Source organism: Paenibacillus sp. FSL H7-0943 (genome assembly GCF_037963265.1).
Classification (GTDB): Bacteria; Bacillota; Bacilli; order Paenibacillales; family Paenibacillaceae; genus Paenibacillus_AQ; species Paenibacillus_AQ odorifer.
Genome location: NZ_CP150148.1, coordinates 4,228,617 through 4,243,933, shown reverse-complemented (window position 1 = coordinate 4,243,933; position 15,317 = coordinate 4,228,617). Strand labels below are relative to the sequence as shown.

The window sequence follows — 15,317 nt, the reverse complement described above, 5'->3', positions numbered from 1 at the left end:
TCTATGGGAGGAAAAAAGACAGTGTCAGATACAGCAAAAGTAACAGTAATTGGAGCGGGTCTCGCAGGAAGCGAAGCCGCTTGGCAAATAGCATCACTAGGAGTACCGGTAAGATTATATGAGATGAGACCCGTAGTAAAGACACCAGCCCATCACACGAATCAATTTGCTGAACTGGTATGCAGCAACTCCTTGCGTGCGAATGGATTAGGAAATGCTGTAGGTGTATTGAAGGAAGAAATGCGGCGTTTGAACTCTCTTGTTTTAGGTGCTGCTGACCGACACGCGGTACCCGCAGGAGGAGCACTTGCCGTAGATCGGGACGGATTCTCAGGTGAGATCACCCATACTTTGCATAATCATCCGCTCGTGGAAGTCATAAATGAAGAACTTACGCATATACCGGAGGAAGGGATTGTTGTTATTGCAACGGGCCCACTAACTTCACCGGCATTATCTGCTGAAATAAAAGGGCTGCTGGGTGAAGAGTATTTCTACTTCTATGATGCAGCAGCACCGATTGTTGAGAAAGACACCATTGATATGAACAAGGTGTATTTGGCTTCCCGTTATGATAAAGGTGAAGCGGCTTATCTGAACTGTCCGATGACAGAAGAGGAGTTCGACGTGTTTTATGATGCGTTGATTTCTGCTGAGACAGCAGCACTCAAGGATTTTGAGAAAGAGATATACTTTGAGGGCTGTATGCCTATTGAAATCATGATGAAACGCGGCAAGCAAACAGCGTTATTTGGCCCAATGAAGCCAGTAGGACTTATCAATCCGCATACAGGTAAACTTCCTTACGCGGTTGTGCAACTCCGTCAGGATAACGCTGCTGGCACACTTTACAATCTTGTTGGTTTTCAGACCCATTTGAAATGGGGCGAGCAGAAGCGTGTATTCTCGCTGATCCCTGGTCTTGAGAATGCTGAATATGTTCGTTATGGTGTGATGCACAGAAATACATTTATTAATTCTCCTAAGCTTCTGCACCCAACCTATCAGATGAAAGGCAAGGAAAGACTCTTTTTTGCTGGACAGATGACAGGTGTAGAAGGTTATGTGGAATCAGCTGCTTCCGGGCTCATAGCTGGTATTAATGCTGCACGGGCAGCACTCGGACAGGAAGGGCTGATCTTTCCGCAGGATACTGTTCTAGGCAGCATGCCAGCTTATATTACTTCTGCCGATCCAGAGCATTTTCAGCCTATGAATGCCAATTTCGGTTTGTTGCCGAAGGTAGAGAAGAAGATCCGCAATAAGAAGGAAAAGAATGAAATGTTAGCTCATCGCGCTCTGGACAGTCTTGCCGAGTATGCCAACCGTACAGGACTCGCTTATTCGGAGCCGGAGGTTGTCGATAGCGAACAAAGCCCATCTTAAGGAGGTAACTTACAATCATGGTACCCAGCTTTCATGCGACTACAATTTGTGCTGTAAGACATAACGGACAGGCAGCTATAGCAGGTGATGGACAGGTTACATTCGGAGAGAGTGTTATTATGAAGACGACGGCCAGAAAAGTCCGTCGCCTGTACAGAGGACAAGTAATAGCAGGCTTTGCGGGATCCGTTGCGGATGCTATTACCCTATTCGAAAAATTCGAGGGCAAGCTGGAGGAGCATCATGGGAACCTGCAGCGGGCTGCAGTTGAATTAGCGAAGGATTGGCGTCAAGATCGTATTCTTCGGAAGCTTGAAGCTTTGATGATTGTTATGGATAAGGAAGGAATGCTCCTGATCTCCGGAAATGGTGAAATTATCGAACCGGATGATGACGTTCTTGCGATTGGTTCCGGGGGTAATTTTGCGCTGGCTTCAGGTCGAGCACTCAAACGTCATGCACCCAATCTTTCCGCTGCGGATATTGCTAGAGAATCGCTTCAGGTAGCATCTGAAATTTGTGTGTACACTAATTCCAACATTATTGTTGAACAATTATAGACTCAGTGCCATAGAGACAAGGAGGAATTCACGATGGTGAATCAATCGCTTACACCCCGTCAAATTGTAGCCGAATTGGATAAATATATCGTAGGTCAGAAGCAAGCCAAGAAATCGGTAGCTGTTGCGCTCCGTAATCGGTATCGGCGCAGTCTGCTAGCAGAGGAACTGCGTGATGAAGTCGTTCCTAAGAACATCTTGATGATCGGACCTACAGGTGTGGGTAAGACAGAGATCGCCCGGCGTCTAGCAAAGCTTGTTAATGCACCGTTCATCAAAGTGGAGGCCACTAAATTCACTGAGGTCGGTTATGTAGGTCGAGATGTGGAATCTATGGTTCGTGATCTGGTAGAGACTTCTATTCGTATGGTCAAGCTTGAGCGTACGGAGAAGGTTAAGGATCGTGCGGAAGAACTGGCTAATGAGCGGATCGTTTCTATATTGGTCCCTTCCTCTTCCAAAAATAAATCACAAAAGAATCCTTTTGAGATGATTTTTGGAGGGAATTCTGCCCAAGAGGACTCTAAAGAAGACACTGAGCAGGATGGAAGCCTAAGTGAACGCCGCCGTGGGGTTAGATTTAAGCTATTAGCTGGTCAGCTGGAAGATGACATCATTGAAATTGATGTTGAGGATACAGCGCCAACTATGCTGGATATGTTTGCAGGTCAAGGAAACGACCAGATGGGTATGAATATGCAAGAGATGTTCGGCAGTTTGCTGCCTAAGCGGACGAAGAAACGTAAGCTTCCTATTCGGGAAGCGCGCAAGGTACTCATTCAGGATGAGGCGGCCAAGCTGATAGATATGGATGATGTGATCCAGGAATCCGTGACTCGGGCTGAACAATCAGGCATTATTTTTATTGATGAAATCGATAAAGTAGCGAGTCAGGGAAAAGGGTCTGGACCGGATGTGTCGCGTGAAGGCGTGCAACGGGATATTTTGCCGATTGTAGAGGGCTCGACCATTATGACGAAATACGGTCCTGTGAAGACAGACTATGTACTCTTTATGGCTGCCGGAGCTTTCCATATTGCTAAGCCTTCAGATTTGATTCCAGAACTTCAAGGTCGTTTTCCGATTCGCGTAGAGCTGAGTAGTCTAACGTTAGAGGATTTCGTTTCTATTTTGACGGAACCAGAGAATGCTTTAACTAAACAATATGTGAATCTGCTTAAAACAGAAAATTTAGAAGTGGAATTCCAGAAGGATGCTATACATGAGATCGCCAAAATAGCGGCTTCAGTGAATCAAAATATGGAGAATATAGGTGCACGGCGTCTTCATACTATTTTGGAGAAGCTGTTAGAGGATCTTTCTTTTGAAGCGCCTGAGCTGACTTTAGAAAAAATGGTTATTACCCCGGAGTATGTGCGCGAGAAATTGGCAAGTATAGCTCAGGATCGTGATTTAAGTCAGTATATTCTTTAAAGCGACAAAAAAACAAAAAATCTATGTATTTTGAATTTGGGCATAACGGATTAGATAAATTACAAATTGGTGTCGTGAAAACGTAAAATTATGTCAAAACATGCAATTAAAAAGAAAAAAATGAGTTGAAAATGTAAATAAATAGTAATAAAGTGCTAAAAGCCCTGTCTTTTCTAAAAAGATAGGGCTTATTTCTTATTGTAATAATATACAAATTAAATGAAAATCAATGTATGTGAAAATGCTAAGTGTTATTCATTGCGACAGCGTTCGACGGAATACCGTAAATTTAGAGTATTTTTTCTTTATTTGTCGAAAGCAAGCAGGTTTTTTGATGGAAGTTGTGGAATTCTTTTCATTATGATAGCTTTGAAAGGAGGAATTGTCTTGGGATTGCTGAATAGTGTCAGTTTTCAACGATTGCAGGGAGGCATTGATGCTGCCTATAAACGACAAAATGCTCTAGCAAATAATGTGGCTAATCAAGATACGCCCAATTTCAAACGTTCTGATGTTTCATTCGAAAGTATCCTGCAACAACAGGAAAGTGGAATCCAATCTACACTTAGAGCGAAAGTTTCGGATACCCGGCATTATCAATTTGGCAGCAACACAATTGTTCCCGCTGCTGTTGAAAATACTGATGAAACTACCTCTATGAACAATAACGACAACAATGTGGATGTAGATCGCGAAATGGCGTTAAGCGCAGAGAATCAGCTTAGGTATAGTTCTTATGTTGAACAGATTAACAGTCAGATTTCGATGATGCGAGCCGTAATTCAAGGAGGATAAGAGAGTATGAACTTTGGAAGTAGTTTTGGGATCAGCGCATCTGCATTAACGGCTCAAAGGTTGCGGATGGATGTAATTTCTTCCAACGTAGCCAATGCTGAAACTACAAGAGCATCCGTGGTGGATGGCAAGGCTGTTCCTTACCGACGTAAGTTGGTTGTTTTGGAAACGAACGAAAGTAATAAATTCTCGAATATACTAAATTCGAAAATGAATAATAGCAATGAAGGGGTTAAGGTGCAGTCGATCATAGAAGACACTTCACCATTGAAGCCGGTATACAATCCGAGCCATCCCGATGCGGATGCTGAAGGATATGTCTATATGCCAAACGTAGACATTACCAAAGAAATGGTTGATATGTTATCTGCATCTCGCTCTTATGATGCCAATGTTACGATGCTTAATGCATCCAAAGCTATGGTAAGCAAGGCACTCGAAATTGGTAGATAAATGAATGTTAATTAACTTAAGGGGGGGAAACAGTTGATACAGAATATATCTAATGGGGTTCAGGCTGTACAGCAGCTTGCAATGAAACCGACATCTTCCGAAGTTTCATCCACTCCTGCTAATTCGATGGAGAGCTTTGGCTCTTATCTTGAGGATGCGCTCAATAAAGTGGCTGATCAGGAACAACAAGCTAAGGATATGAGTAATAAATTTGTATTGGGAGAAGTGAACATTGACGAAGTGATGATTTCTTCCCAACAGGCTCTACTGAGTTTACAGTTGACTACACAAGTCCGGAACAAAGTGATTGAAGCCTATCAAGAAATTATGAGAACTCAAATATAATAAATCCTAGCTTAGTTTCGGATGGGGTGACACTGTGAATGAAAGATTTGCCCAATATCGGGAGAAGGTTCTCTTGTATTGGAACAGATTTAGTGGTAAACAGAAGATTTTATTCTTTTCAACATTGTTTATCATTCTAATAATAATCGTAGTTATGACCATGCAGCTTTCAAAAACAGAATATGAAGTAGCATTTCAAGATTTGGACAGTACGGATTCGGCTGGAGTAATGAAAGCCTTAGATTCAGCAGGTGTTTCATACCGATTAAGTCAAGATGGAAAGAGTATTTCTGTACCAAGTACAGAAGCAGCTCGGGTCAAGGTGGATATCGGTTCTCAGGGGATTGTTCAAGGTGGCTCTATCGGATATAAAGTCTTTGACGAAAATTCGTCAATGATAGGTACAACAGATAGCGAGTTTAACGTGAAGTACAATAATGCATTAAACGGTGAAGTTGAACAGTTAATGAGACGTATGCAAGGGATTAAAGATGCAAAAGTGCTGATTAATTTGCCTAAAGAGACAGTTTTTGCCTCACAGGCTGATCAGGAGCAGGCGTCTGCATCCGTTGTGCTTTCATTTGATCCAGGATTTAGACCTACCCAAGACAATATTGACGGGTATTTCAATCTTGTGAAAACTGCTGTGCCTAATTTACCAATTGACAACATTACCATTGCAAATAATGAAATTGAATTAATGCCAACAGCTAAAGGTGGACAGGCTGGTGTCACAAACCAAGTTGAAGAAAACTTCGCTCTTCAGAAGAAATTCGAAGAAGAAGTAAAGAAAAATGTGAAACAATTCCTTAGCACTCTTACCGGTCCTGATAAAGTGGATGTTCTTGTGTTCTCAAAGTTGAACTTTGACAAGGAAAACCGGAAGGAAGATCTTGTTACCCCTGTGGATACAGAGAACATGAGGGGGATTGAGATCAGTTCACAAATAATTAGTAATTCGTATTCGGGTCAAGGTAACACGACTGGCGGAGTGGCTGGCACTGGTTCTCAAGATGTTACGGGCTATCCTTCTAATGCGGGTGCGGATACTTCTACCTCGGAGGAATCTTCGGAAACGAGGAACTTCGAAGTTAACCGAATTACTAAAGATGTTATTGCTAGTCCGTATACTGTTAAAGACTTAACCATAAATGTTGCAGTTGAACCACCTTCAGGAGAAAAAAGTTTAGATGATGCAACATCAGCTGCAATTCAAAATATTTTGGTGAATATTGTTCGCGCTTCTCTTGCAGATTCAGGTACTACATATACAGACGCTGATTTGACCAAAAAGGTTTCGGTCTACTCGCAACAATTTGGTGGCACCGATGCCAACACCGTTAAAGGTGGTCTCGCTTCTTGGATGATATGGGCTATCGGAGCAGCAGCATTGCTGGTTGGAGCAGGTGGAGGATATCTAATCTACCGGAGTCGTAAACAGACTGTGGAAGAGGAAGATGAAGACATTCCATTGCAGGTTCCTACTGAATTTCCTTCTATTAACTTGGAGAGCGTGACGAATGAAAGTCAAGTTCGTAAGCAATTGGAAAGTTTGGCCAAGAAGAAGCCAGACGAATTCGTAAATCTGCTGCGTACATGGCTTGCAGACGAACAGAGGTGAACTAATGGCAAAGGCTAGCCAGCAGGGACTTAGTGGCCGTCAAAAAGCTGCGATCCTGCTTATCACACTAGGGCCCGAGGTATCGGCGCAAATTTTCAAACATTTAAGAGACGAGGAGATTGAACAGCTGACTCTTGAAATTGCTAATGTTCGCAAAGTGGACAGCGGTGAAAAAGAGTCGATCATGTCTGAATTCCATCAGATATGCCTCGCCCAGGAATATATATCACAAGGCGGTATTAACTACGCTAAAGAAATTCTGGAGAAAGCGCTTGGGTCAACAAAAGCAATGGAGGTCATTAATCGTCTGACTGCAACATTGCAAGTAAGACCTTTCGATTTTGCACGAAAAGCGGATCCTAATCAGATTCTCAACTTTATCCAGAATGAAAATGTACAGACTATTGCACTTGTATTGTCTTATCTGCAATTTGAACAAGCTGCTGCAATCCTTTCCTCGCTTCCTCAAGAGAAGCAGGCAGAGGTGGCTAGAAGAATTGCTGTGATGGACAGTACCTCTCCAGAGGTAATTACGCAAATTGAACGTGTGCTGGAGCAGAAGCTTTCCGCTACAGTAACCCAGGATTATACAAATGCCGGTGGTATCGAATCAATTGTACAAATCTTGAATGGGGTTGACCGGGGGACAGAACGTACGATTCTGGATTCTCTCGAAATTCAAGATCCAGAGCTTGCCGAAGAGATCAAAAAACGGATGTTCGTATTCGAAGATATTGTTAATGTGGACAATCGTTCAATACAGCGCATTGTTCGTGATATCGATAATGCGGATTTACAGCTTGCACTCAAGGTTGCCAGCGAAGAAGTACGGGATGTTATTTTCAGAAATATGTCCAAGCGTATGGCAGAAACGTTCCGAGAAGAAATGGAATACATGGGTCCTGTGCGGCTGCGTGATGTTGAAGAAGCACAGACTCGTATTGTAGGCACGATCCGCAGACTCGAAGAGTCTGGTGAAATTATCATCGCTCGTGGCGGAGGAGATGACATCATTGTCTAAGCTGATCAAACACTCCCAGTATGTTCCGGTTGATGTCTTTAAGAGACTGGAACAGGCCCGGCAATATGCGGGCCTAACTGAGGAGCCCGTTCCCGAGGAGACTTTAAGCGAGACTGACTATCATGATCCCGCACGTGAAGAGGCAGAAGAGACGCGTAAGCAAATGCTTAAGGACGCTCAGGATTTTGCTGAAGAGCAGGTTCGGAATGCATCTCTTGAAGCGGAACAGATTGTAGAGTCCTCGAAAGCGGAGGCTGAAGAGTGGTGGAAACAACGGCGTGAGCAGGATGAACATCTGATCGAAGCTATCAAAGCTGAAGCTCATCAGCAAGGTTATGAGGAAGGTGTTTCTCAGGCTGAGGAAGAGATGAAGCATAAGATCGCAGAGATGATGGAAGAAGCGCGTGCTGTTTTGACTGAGGCGTATAAAGCAAGAGAAGTGATTATTCAGGAAGCAGAGCCTTTTTTAGTAGAGTTAAGCTGTGATATTGCAGAGAAAATTGTGGACAAGCAGTTAACGGTAGAACCACAATTCGCAATGGACTTAATTCGCAAAAATCTGGCTCGTAAGCGAGAACAGGGTTTGATCTCACTTTGTGTATCCCCAGCGCAGTTCGCTTTTGTGAATGCTGCTCGGGAAGAATTATCACTAGCTGTTGATTCACAGGCCGAACTGCAAATCTTACCCGACTCAACGGTAAAAGACCAAGGATGTGTTATCCGCTCTTCCTTTGGCAGCATTGATGCTCGAATCGACACACAGCTCGCAGAGATCAAGAAAGAGCTGGTAAGAATTGCGCTGGACACCGATGAGCAGAGAAATGGGGAAGACGATGCTTAATAGCAACCGTTATAAGGAGCAACTTCGTAATCTCGATCCGGTGAGGATCAATGGGAAAGTGACGCAGGTAATCGGTCTAATGGTTGAATCGGAAGGTCCTGACGCAAGTATAGGTGATGTATGCTACATCTACCCTTCTAAAGGAAACAAACCGCTGCAAGCTGAGGTCGTTGGTTTCCGTGATAACAAGGTACTATTGATGCCACTTGGTGAACTGCAGGCGATTGGACCTGGTTGTGATGTAGTGGGCACTGGTAAGCCGCTTAGCGTGCAAGTAGGTTCTGAATTGTTAGGAAAAGTACTGGATGGTCTGGGGCAGCCGCTTGATGGCTCTCTCATTCCAGCACGAATGCCACATAGCTCTACCTTTAATATTCCTTCCAATCCACTTAATAGACCGCGGGTGCAGGAACCCATCAGTATTGGTGTGAGAGCGATTGACGGTTTGCTAACGATTGGCAAGGGACAGCGGGTCGGTATTTTTGCTGGCTCGGGGGTCGGCAAGAGTACTTTGATGGGGATGATTGCCCGGAATACATCGGCTGACGTAAATGTTATTGCTCTGATTGGTGAGCGTGGCAGAGAAGTATTGGATTTCATTGAACGGGATTTGGGACCAGAGGGCTTGCAGCGATCCGTAGTAATTGTTGCTACCTCAGACCAACCTGCATTGATTCGCATAAAAGGTGCGCTTATCGCTACAACGATTGCCGAGTATTTCCGCGATCGTGGCCTTAATGTAATGCTGATGATGGATTCGGTCACCCGTTATGCCATGGCCCAACGTGAAGTTGGACTTGCAGTTGGAGAGCCGCCAGCCATGCGGGGATATACACCTTCGGTGTTTGCCAGCTTACCCAAACTGCTGGAACGTGCCGGTACAGGTCCTACAGGCTCTATAACAGCCTTTTACACGGTACTGGTTGATGGTGATGACATGAACGAGCCAATCGCAGATGCAGTCCGAGGGATACTTGACGGACATATCGTACTCAATCGAAATATTGCTAACAAAGGACATTTTCCAGCAATAGATGTTCTTTCCAGCATAAGTCGAGTAATGAAGGATATTGCTCCAGAAGAACAGATTGCAGCAGCGGAGAATGTGAAACGCCTTATGGCCGTTTATAAGGATTCAGAGGATTTGATTAATATTGGAGCTTATCAAAGAGGCTCTAATGCTCAAATTGACGAGTCGATGGAATTTATCGACAGTATATGGGATTTCACCAAACAAAAGGTGAATGAAAAAGTTACGCTGGCTGAAGTTCAACAGTCTTTAATTTCACAGTTCTCAAGGAGTTGATTCGGTATTATGAGGTTTCATTATACTTTTCAAAAAGTCGTTGACTTGAAGGGCAATGAGAAGACACAGGCAGAATGGATGCTCTCAAGCGCGCTTGGAGAATTGCAGGCACAGGAAAGAAGCCTGGATGAACTCATCTTTCAGCGGAGTGCTATCATGCTATCCTTACAAAATGCCGCAGAGCAAAAGACACCTATGATTAAGATTCGTGAAATGCAGGAGTATGTGGAATATCTGGATAAATGCATTGCCCGTAAGCATACGGACATTAGCCGTGCACATCAAGAAGTCCAGAAGAAACAAGATCAGTTAAGCACTAAGGTTTTAGATGAAAAAGTATGGTTGAAGGCAAAAGACAAGGCTGAGACACTGTTTCAGCAAAGTATGATTTTACGGGAACAAAACGAACTGGATGAGATGGCAACCGTCCGCTTCGCGATGAAATCCCTCTAACCCGGGAGGTTTCCGCTAGTGGCTAATATTGATAATGATATGGAACTTGAAAATGAAGGGTCAGCGGGGAAATTTGAGCGGTTCTTATTCTTAATGATACCGATTATCTTCACGCTAGTACTGCTTGGAGTACTGTTGACGCTTTTTAATATGGACATTCGTAATAATGTGCTTGAAGTTGCGAATAAAATTCCTATCCTGGAAAAATGGGTTCCTGATCCGCCTGCAGATCCTTCTAAACCGAAGGAAGAAAGCAAAAAGCAGGAAGTGAGCTCAGCGACAACGATTAAGGAGCTTAAAGCTCAGCTCGCCCAGCAGGAAGAAAACCTGAAGAAGGTTACAGATGAAAAAACAGCCCAGGATACCAAGGTTCAGGCGCTAGAGTCACAGATTGAGGGTATGAAGAAGGAAGCTGAAACCGCAGAGGCAAGCACAGAAGAAACTGAAGATCCTTATCAGAAACAGGTTTCTGATTTGGCTAAGTTGTATGCGGGCATGAAAGCTTCGAAGGCTGCACCGATCATGGAGAATTTAACTACAGAAGAAATGGTACAGATCTTCAGTGTCATGAATAAAGCGAGTAAAACTGCGATTTTGGAAAAAATGGATCCGCAAAAGGCTGCAGATGTAACGATTAAGTTAAAAGAAACCACATCTTCGAGTGACATGGCGATCGCAGCCCTTCAATCTAGATTGAAGAAAGATGCCGGCACAACAGCAACAGCAACAACCAGTAAGAATTTGGATAAGGAAAAGTTGAATCAGACCTTCAGCTCAATGACTCCTGCTAATGCAGCATCGTTACTAGGAGAAATGTACAAGATTAGCCCTGATAAGGTCGTGACGATTATGAATACCGTAAGTGATAGTGTTCGTTCATCTATTTTGGGAGAAATGACTAAAAATGATAGCGCGCAAACTGCGAAAATTGTTAATCGTCTGATGGGTGCTAAATAGATAGGGAAAGGAGGTGAAAAATAAATGAGTTTAGTCGTTCAATCGCTTGTGAGTGCAAACGCAACTGCAGTAAATGGGAGTTCATCGACTACAACGGGCACAACAACGACGAGTGCACCATTTGCTCAAACCCTGGTACAAACCATGGGAGGCAATGCCAACACCCCGTCGACTCCAGCTGAACCCCTATTGGGAAATCTAGCTTCTTTGCTGCAAGGCCTGTTAAAGGAAGTGCAGCCGACTGGAGAAGAGCAAGCAGGGCAAGACACTCAGAAGGGGGAACTCCTTGAAAAACTTGCTGCTGATGTTGAGAAGCTGGATGAAAGTATCAGTAGTGATCCAGCTCTGTTGGTAGCCTTGCAAGCTTGGATTCTTCAGGTATCTGCACTTCTATCTGGAAGCCATGCTGCAGAGAATGGTACTACTACAACGGAAGCAGAAGTGGCTGGAAGCTTGTCACCATTGGCACAGAATGCTGATACATTAAGATTTGCAGTTCAAGATGACTTGCAAAGTTTAGTTTCTATGATTCAAGAAGCTGCAGTAAGTGGCAATGAGGAAGTTGCAACTAAGGGAATCAGTTTATTGAATAATTTCACAGCGCTTTTAGAAGAGTCCTCCTCTAACACTAATAAGGGGAAGGGAAAGACCAGCAATGTGAGTATTAATTCTGATTCTTCCTTACAACAGCCCGTTATTACTGAAAGCAAAAATAACCAAACGGATAAAACAATTCAGAATGTGAGCAGTCGTTCCGGAGAAGCTGTTGTAGTGAAAAATGATACGGTTGTAAGCTCGCCTGTGACATCAGGAACTGTGCAAGAAGCTGAAGCAGAGACTGCGAACACACCGTTAATCAAGACAGGCGTAACCGGGGAAACGAAGACAACAGAATCTGCTCAAGATTCCCCGCTAGGAATTACAGCTAACGAAGGGGATCATGAGGTTGTTACTGCGGGGCAGTTATCTCTGCGCGGAGGAATTACAGCACCGCTGAAGGCTGAAGTGCCAGCAGCGCCTGTTCCGGTTCAGCAATTTGCTCAAGAAATGACAGGTTTCATTACAGGCAAATTAGAGATTGTGCAAAAAGGTGGGATCGCTGAAGCGACTATATCCCTTTTTCCAGAAAATCTCGGACAAGTTGATGTTAAGATCACCATGCAAAATGGTCATTTAGTTGCCCAGTTCATGACTGAACATACCGGCGCTAAAGATATGCTGGAACAACAAATGAACCAGCTTCGCGCTGCATTGCAATCTCAAGGTCTTCAAGTGGAGAAGCTGGAAGTTACGCAAAATAATACCCCACTCAATTCGCAATGGGGGCAGGAAGGACGCCAACCTAATTCCGGAAGTGGACAGCAGGGTAGACGTTCCAAAGAAAGCAGAGAGGAAGCCAGTGATGCTGTTCTAGCCGCAGAGCTGAATGGTGAATGGAAGGACTGGGTTTCAAACGCGGGACAAGAAGATCAGTCCCAAGGTGGATCTTTTTCTGCTAAGGCTTAACTTTAATAACAAAGGAAAGAGAGGTGAGTGGTTATGGCGACAACAGTTCCGGTCTCTACTAAAGATCAGTGGAATTATACAACTCCCGACTCTAGTGCACGCACAACGGGTAATTCTACTTTAGGTAAGGATCAGTTTTTGAAGATTTTGATTACTCAGCTGCAAAATCAAGATCCGATGCAACCGATGGAAGATAAAGAATTTATTGCGCAAATGGCCCAGTTTACATCCGTGGAGCAATTGATGAATATCTCTACTCAGCTTAATGCTATGAATCAGTCCCTTGGATCTGTATCCGGGTTGATTGGTAAAGATATTACTTGGACAGACACCGCCACAAAGCTGCCTAAGACAGGTAATGTTGAATCTATCGTTGTTAGCAATGGTATTCAATATGCGGTTGTGGGAAAAGACAGAATTGCTTTAACCGATATTACACAAATTCAGAATGCCGCAGCAACACCAGAAAGCGGTTCTGGTACAGATAGTAATACTCCGGAGAATAGCGGAGGAAGCGGGGCGAGCATATGAGTGACAGGCTTACTATAGGCCAACTGTATCCTGCGTCCCTGCATTCTACAACGTTACAACGATCTTCGCTGCCTAAGCAGTCTGTGGCGGGGGAAGCTTCTTTTGAGAGTTTACTGCAACAGAAACTATTAAAATTCAGCAATCATGCTGCTAAGCGCCTAGAACAAAGAGGGATAGAGCTTGGAAGCGGTCAGCTAGATCAAATTTCATCTGCTGTGGACAAAGCTGCTGCTAAGGGAAGTAAAGAATCCTTGATATTAATGAAGGATTTGGCGTTTATCGTTAGCGTTCCTAATCGCACAGTAGTTACTGCTATGGATGGTAACTCGATCAAAGATAATGTATTTACACAAATCGATAGTGCAATAGTGATTTCATAATAGGCTGGTCCTAACGGAAAGCCGAGGCGGCCGCTGACCGACTGACGCGGTCCCAATTCACTTGGAAAGTTATTAGGACTCTATAATCTGGGAGGACATTAAACATGTTAAGATCAATGTATTCAGGGGTTTCAGGAATGAGAGGCTTTCAAACTAAGCTTGATGTAATCGGTAATAATATTGCTAACGTAAACACTATCGGGTTTAAATCCGGACGTGTTATGTTCAAGGATATTATGAGCCAAACCGTTTCTGGTGTTACTGCACCGGGTGAGGATGGTCAAGGTGGGGTAAATGCGAAACAAGTTGGACTAGGTGTTAGTATTGCTTCTATAGATACCCTACATTTGGCTGGTAGTGCTCAAACCACCAACAACCCAACAGATTTACGTATCGATGGAGATGGTTTTTTCCTGGTTAAGCTTACTGAGGATCAAGATACTGCATTTTTGACCCGCGCCGGAGATTTCCACATTGACGCTGCGCGTAATCTGGTTACCGCTGACGGACTTCATGTTTTAGATTCCGACGGTGGGATCATTCAATTAGGTGACGATGTAACGGCGTTTTCTATCTCTAATGATGGAACAATTGTTCAGACCATGGAAGATGGAACGACTGGAGCTGGGGTGAAGATTGGTGTAGCCAAGGTTACTAACCCATCTGGTCTGGAGAAAATCGGAGGCAATCTGTATCGTATGACACTTAATGCGAATGCAGAAGGCGAACTAGTTCCGACTACAGCGAACAATACAGAAGATGGCACCGGGGCAATCATCTCTGGACAGCTGGAAATGTCCAATGTGGATCTTACCAATGAATTTACAGAAATGATCGTATCACAGCGTGGATTCCAGGCGAATTCCCGTATCATCACAACTTCTGATGAAGTGCTGCAGGAAGTAGTAAACCTGAAGCGTTAATTTAATCAATAAATTCTATATTTTCTTAAATGGTTCATGCGGAGTCGTGGGGGAGTTACTCCTCCCCCTATTTTGTTAGGAGGCCTGTTATGATATCGGTAACAAGATTAAATGGAACACCGATGTGGATCAATGCCCTACTGGTCGAAATGGTAGAAGAAAGCCCGGATACATATATTACGCTCGTAACCGGAAAAAGACTGATCGTTCTCGAAAAAGCCGATGAGGTTATTACGAAGATCCGGGATTATAACAGGGACATAGGCACATATGCTGCCACCATTAAAATCCAGTCAATGGAGGAGCTAACATGAAAAAGATGATGCCGTGGCTCATCACGATATTACTAGCGATTACTCTGATCGTGGTCGCCGCATTTTTACTAATGGACAGGATCTTTCCGAAAGATACGAACGAGGTAAGTGCTGCTGTTCAAAATGTGGAAACAAAACATTTAACTGCAGATGAAATCGTCGAATTGACGGCAGAGATCATTGATATCAAAACAAATCTTGCTGATCCCGATTTTATCCTTCAAGTAGATTTCGCCTTCCAACTGAGTTCTGCGAAATCAAAGGAAGAATTCGAAAAAATAAAAGAGATCAAAATCAAACCAATAATTATCAAGACGCTTGCAGATACCAAACCTGAGGACCTTAATGGAGCGAATGGAAAAGATCAGCTTAGCAGTAAGCTTATTAATCTGATCAATAAGACATTGACTGAGGGCCAAATTACTCAGATCGAAATCACCAAATTCCTTTTGGCTTCTGTGTAGCTTTATTCCTGATAATTCTTTGATGGG

The 15,317-nt window shown here is 43.7% G+C and carries 18 protein-coding genes; all 18 read left to right on the top strand.

Going from position 1 to position 15,317, the window contains the following annotated elements:
• Positions 1-3: 3 nt before the first annotated feature.
• The 18 genes from trmFO (at position 4) to NSQ55_RS18440 (ending at position 15,290) form a co-directional block, all read left to right on the top strand.
• Positions 4-1,386 (top strand): FADH(2)-oxidizing methylenetetrahydrofolate--tRNA-(uracil(54)-C(5))-methyltransferase TrmFO, encoded by a 1,383-nt coding sequence (gene trmFO, locus NSQ55_RS18525; protein WP_076100371.1) that lies wholly within the window; start codon positions 4-6, stop codon positions 1,384-1,386.
• 17 nt (positions 1,387-1,403) lie between these two features.
• Positions 1,404-1,946: an ATP-dependent protease subunit HslV gene (gene hslV / locus NSQ55_RS18520; protein WP_036688562.1), complete on the top strand. Its 543-nt coding sequence runs from the start codon at positions 1,404-1,406 to the stop codon at positions 1,944-1,946.
• A gap of 33 nt (positions 1,947-1,979) precedes the next feature.
• Positions 1,980-3,380, top strand: coding sequence for an ATP-dependent protease ATPase subunit HslU (gene hslU, locus NSQ55_RS18515; RefSeq protein ID WP_248548840.1), 1,401 nt, complete (start codon positions 1,980-1,982; stop codon positions 3,378-3,380).
• A 387-nt stretch (positions 3,381-3,767) separates the two neighbouring features.
• Positions 3,768-4,175, top strand: coding sequence for a flagellar basal body rod protein FlgB (gene flgB, locus NSQ55_RS18510; protein WP_036688558.1), 408 nt, complete (start codon positions 3,768-3,770; stop codon positions 4,173-4,175).
• Between the two features lie 6 nt (positions 4,176-4,181).
• Complete coding sequence (gene flgC, locus NSQ55_RS18505; protein WP_036688555.1) at positions 4,182-4,628, top strand: flagellar basal body rod protein FlgC; 447 nt, start codon at positions 4,182-4,184, stop codon at positions 4,626-4,628.
• Between the two features lie 33 nt (positions 4,629-4,661).
• The gene (gene fliE, locus NSQ55_RS18500; protein ID WP_036688553.1) at positions 4,662-4,973 is read left to right on the top strand and encodes a flagellar hook-basal body complex protein FliE; all 312 of its coding nucleotides are present in this window, start codon (positions 4,662-4,664) and stop codon (positions 4,971-4,973) included.
• A 34-nt stretch (positions 4,974-5,007) separates the two neighbouring features.
• Positions 5,008-6,594: a flagellar basal-body MS-ring/collar protein FliF gene (gene fliF, locus NSQ55_RS18495; protein ID WP_076182681.1), complete on the top strand. Its 1,587-nt coding sequence runs from the start codon at positions 5,008-5,010 to the stop codon at positions 6,592-6,594.
• A gap of 4 nt (positions 6,595-6,598) precedes the next feature.
• The gene (fliG, locus tag NSQ55_RS18490) at positions 6,599-7,615 is read left to right on the top strand and encodes a flagellar motor switch protein FliG (RefSeq protein ID WP_036688550.1); all 1,017 of its coding nucleotides are present in this window, start codon (positions 6,599-6,601) and stop codon (positions 7,613-7,615) included.
• Positions 7,608-8,456, top strand: a complete 849-nt coding sequence (locus NSQ55_RS18485; RefSeq protein ID WP_036688548.1) for a FliH/SctL family protein — start codon at positions 7,608-7,610, stop codon at positions 8,454-8,456. The genes fliG and NSQ55_RS18485 overlap by 8 nt, the downstream gene beginning before the upstream one ends.
• The gene (gene fliI, locus NSQ55_RS18480; protein ID WP_235219563.1) at positions 8,437-9,762 is read left to right on the top strand and encodes a flagellar protein export ATPase FliI; all 1,326 of its coding nucleotides are present in this window, start codon (positions 8,437-8,439) and stop codon (positions 9,760-9,762) included. Before NSQ55_RS18485 ends, fliI begins: the two co-directional genes overlap by 20 nt.
• 9 nt (positions 9,763-9,771) lie before the next feature.
• Positions 9,772-10,215 carry a flagellar export protein FliJ gene (fliJ, locus tag NSQ55_RS18475; RefSeq protein WP_036688544.1) on the top strand — a complete coding sequence of 148 codons (444 nt, stop codon included), beginning with the start codon at positions 9,772-9,774 and terminating at the stop codon, positions 10,213-10,215.
• A gap of 39 nt (positions 10,216-10,254) precedes the next feature.
• The gene (locus tag NSQ55_RS18470) at positions 10,255-11,172 is read left to right on the top strand and encodes a kinesin (RefSeq protein WP_076127908.1); all 918 of its coding nucleotides are present in this window, start codon (positions 10,255-10,257) and stop codon (positions 11,170-11,172) included.
• A 24-nt stretch (positions 11,173-11,196) separates the two neighbouring features.
• Complete coding sequence (locus tag NSQ55_RS18465) at positions 11,197-12,678, top strand: flagellar hook-length control protein FliK (protein WP_339168442.1); 1,482 nt, start codon at positions 11,197-11,199, stop codon at positions 12,676-12,678.
• 33 nt (positions 12,679-12,711) lie between these two features.
• Positions 12,712-13,209, top strand: coding sequence for a flagellar hook capping FlgD N-terminal domain-containing protein (locus NSQ55_RS18460; RefSeq protein WP_036688543.1), 498 nt, complete (start codon positions 12,712-12,714; stop codon positions 13,207-13,209).
• Positions 13,206-13,589, top strand: coding sequence for a TIGR02530 family flagellar biosynthesis protein (locus NSQ55_RS18455; RefSeq protein WP_036688541.1), 384 nt, complete (start codon positions 13,206-13,208; stop codon positions 13,587-13,589). The genes NSQ55_RS18460 and NSQ55_RS18455 overlap by 4 nt, the downstream gene beginning before the upstream one ends.
• Before the next feature lie 104 nt (positions 13,590-13,693).
• Complete coding sequence (flgG, locus tag NSQ55_RS18450; protein ID WP_036688538.1) at positions 13,694-14,512, top strand: flagellar basal body rod protein FlgG; 819 nt, start codon at positions 13,694-13,696, stop codon at positions 14,510-14,512.
• Positions 14,513-14,601: 89 nt separating this feature from the next.
• Positions 14,602-14,826, top strand: a complete 225-nt coding sequence (locus NSQ55_RS18445; protein ID WP_036688535.1) for a flagellar FlbD family protein — start codon at positions 14,602-14,604, stop codon at positions 14,824-14,826.
• Positions 14,823-15,290 carry a flagellar basal body-associated FliL family protein gene (locus tag NSQ55_RS18440; protein WP_076100380.1) on the top strand — a complete coding sequence of 156 codons (468 nt, stop codon included), beginning with the start codon at positions 14,823-14,825 and terminating at the stop codon, positions 15,288-15,290. Before NSQ55_RS18445 ends, NSQ55_RS18440 begins: the two co-directional genes overlap by 4 nt.
• The last annotated feature ends 27 nt before the right edge of the window (positions 15,291-15,317 follow it).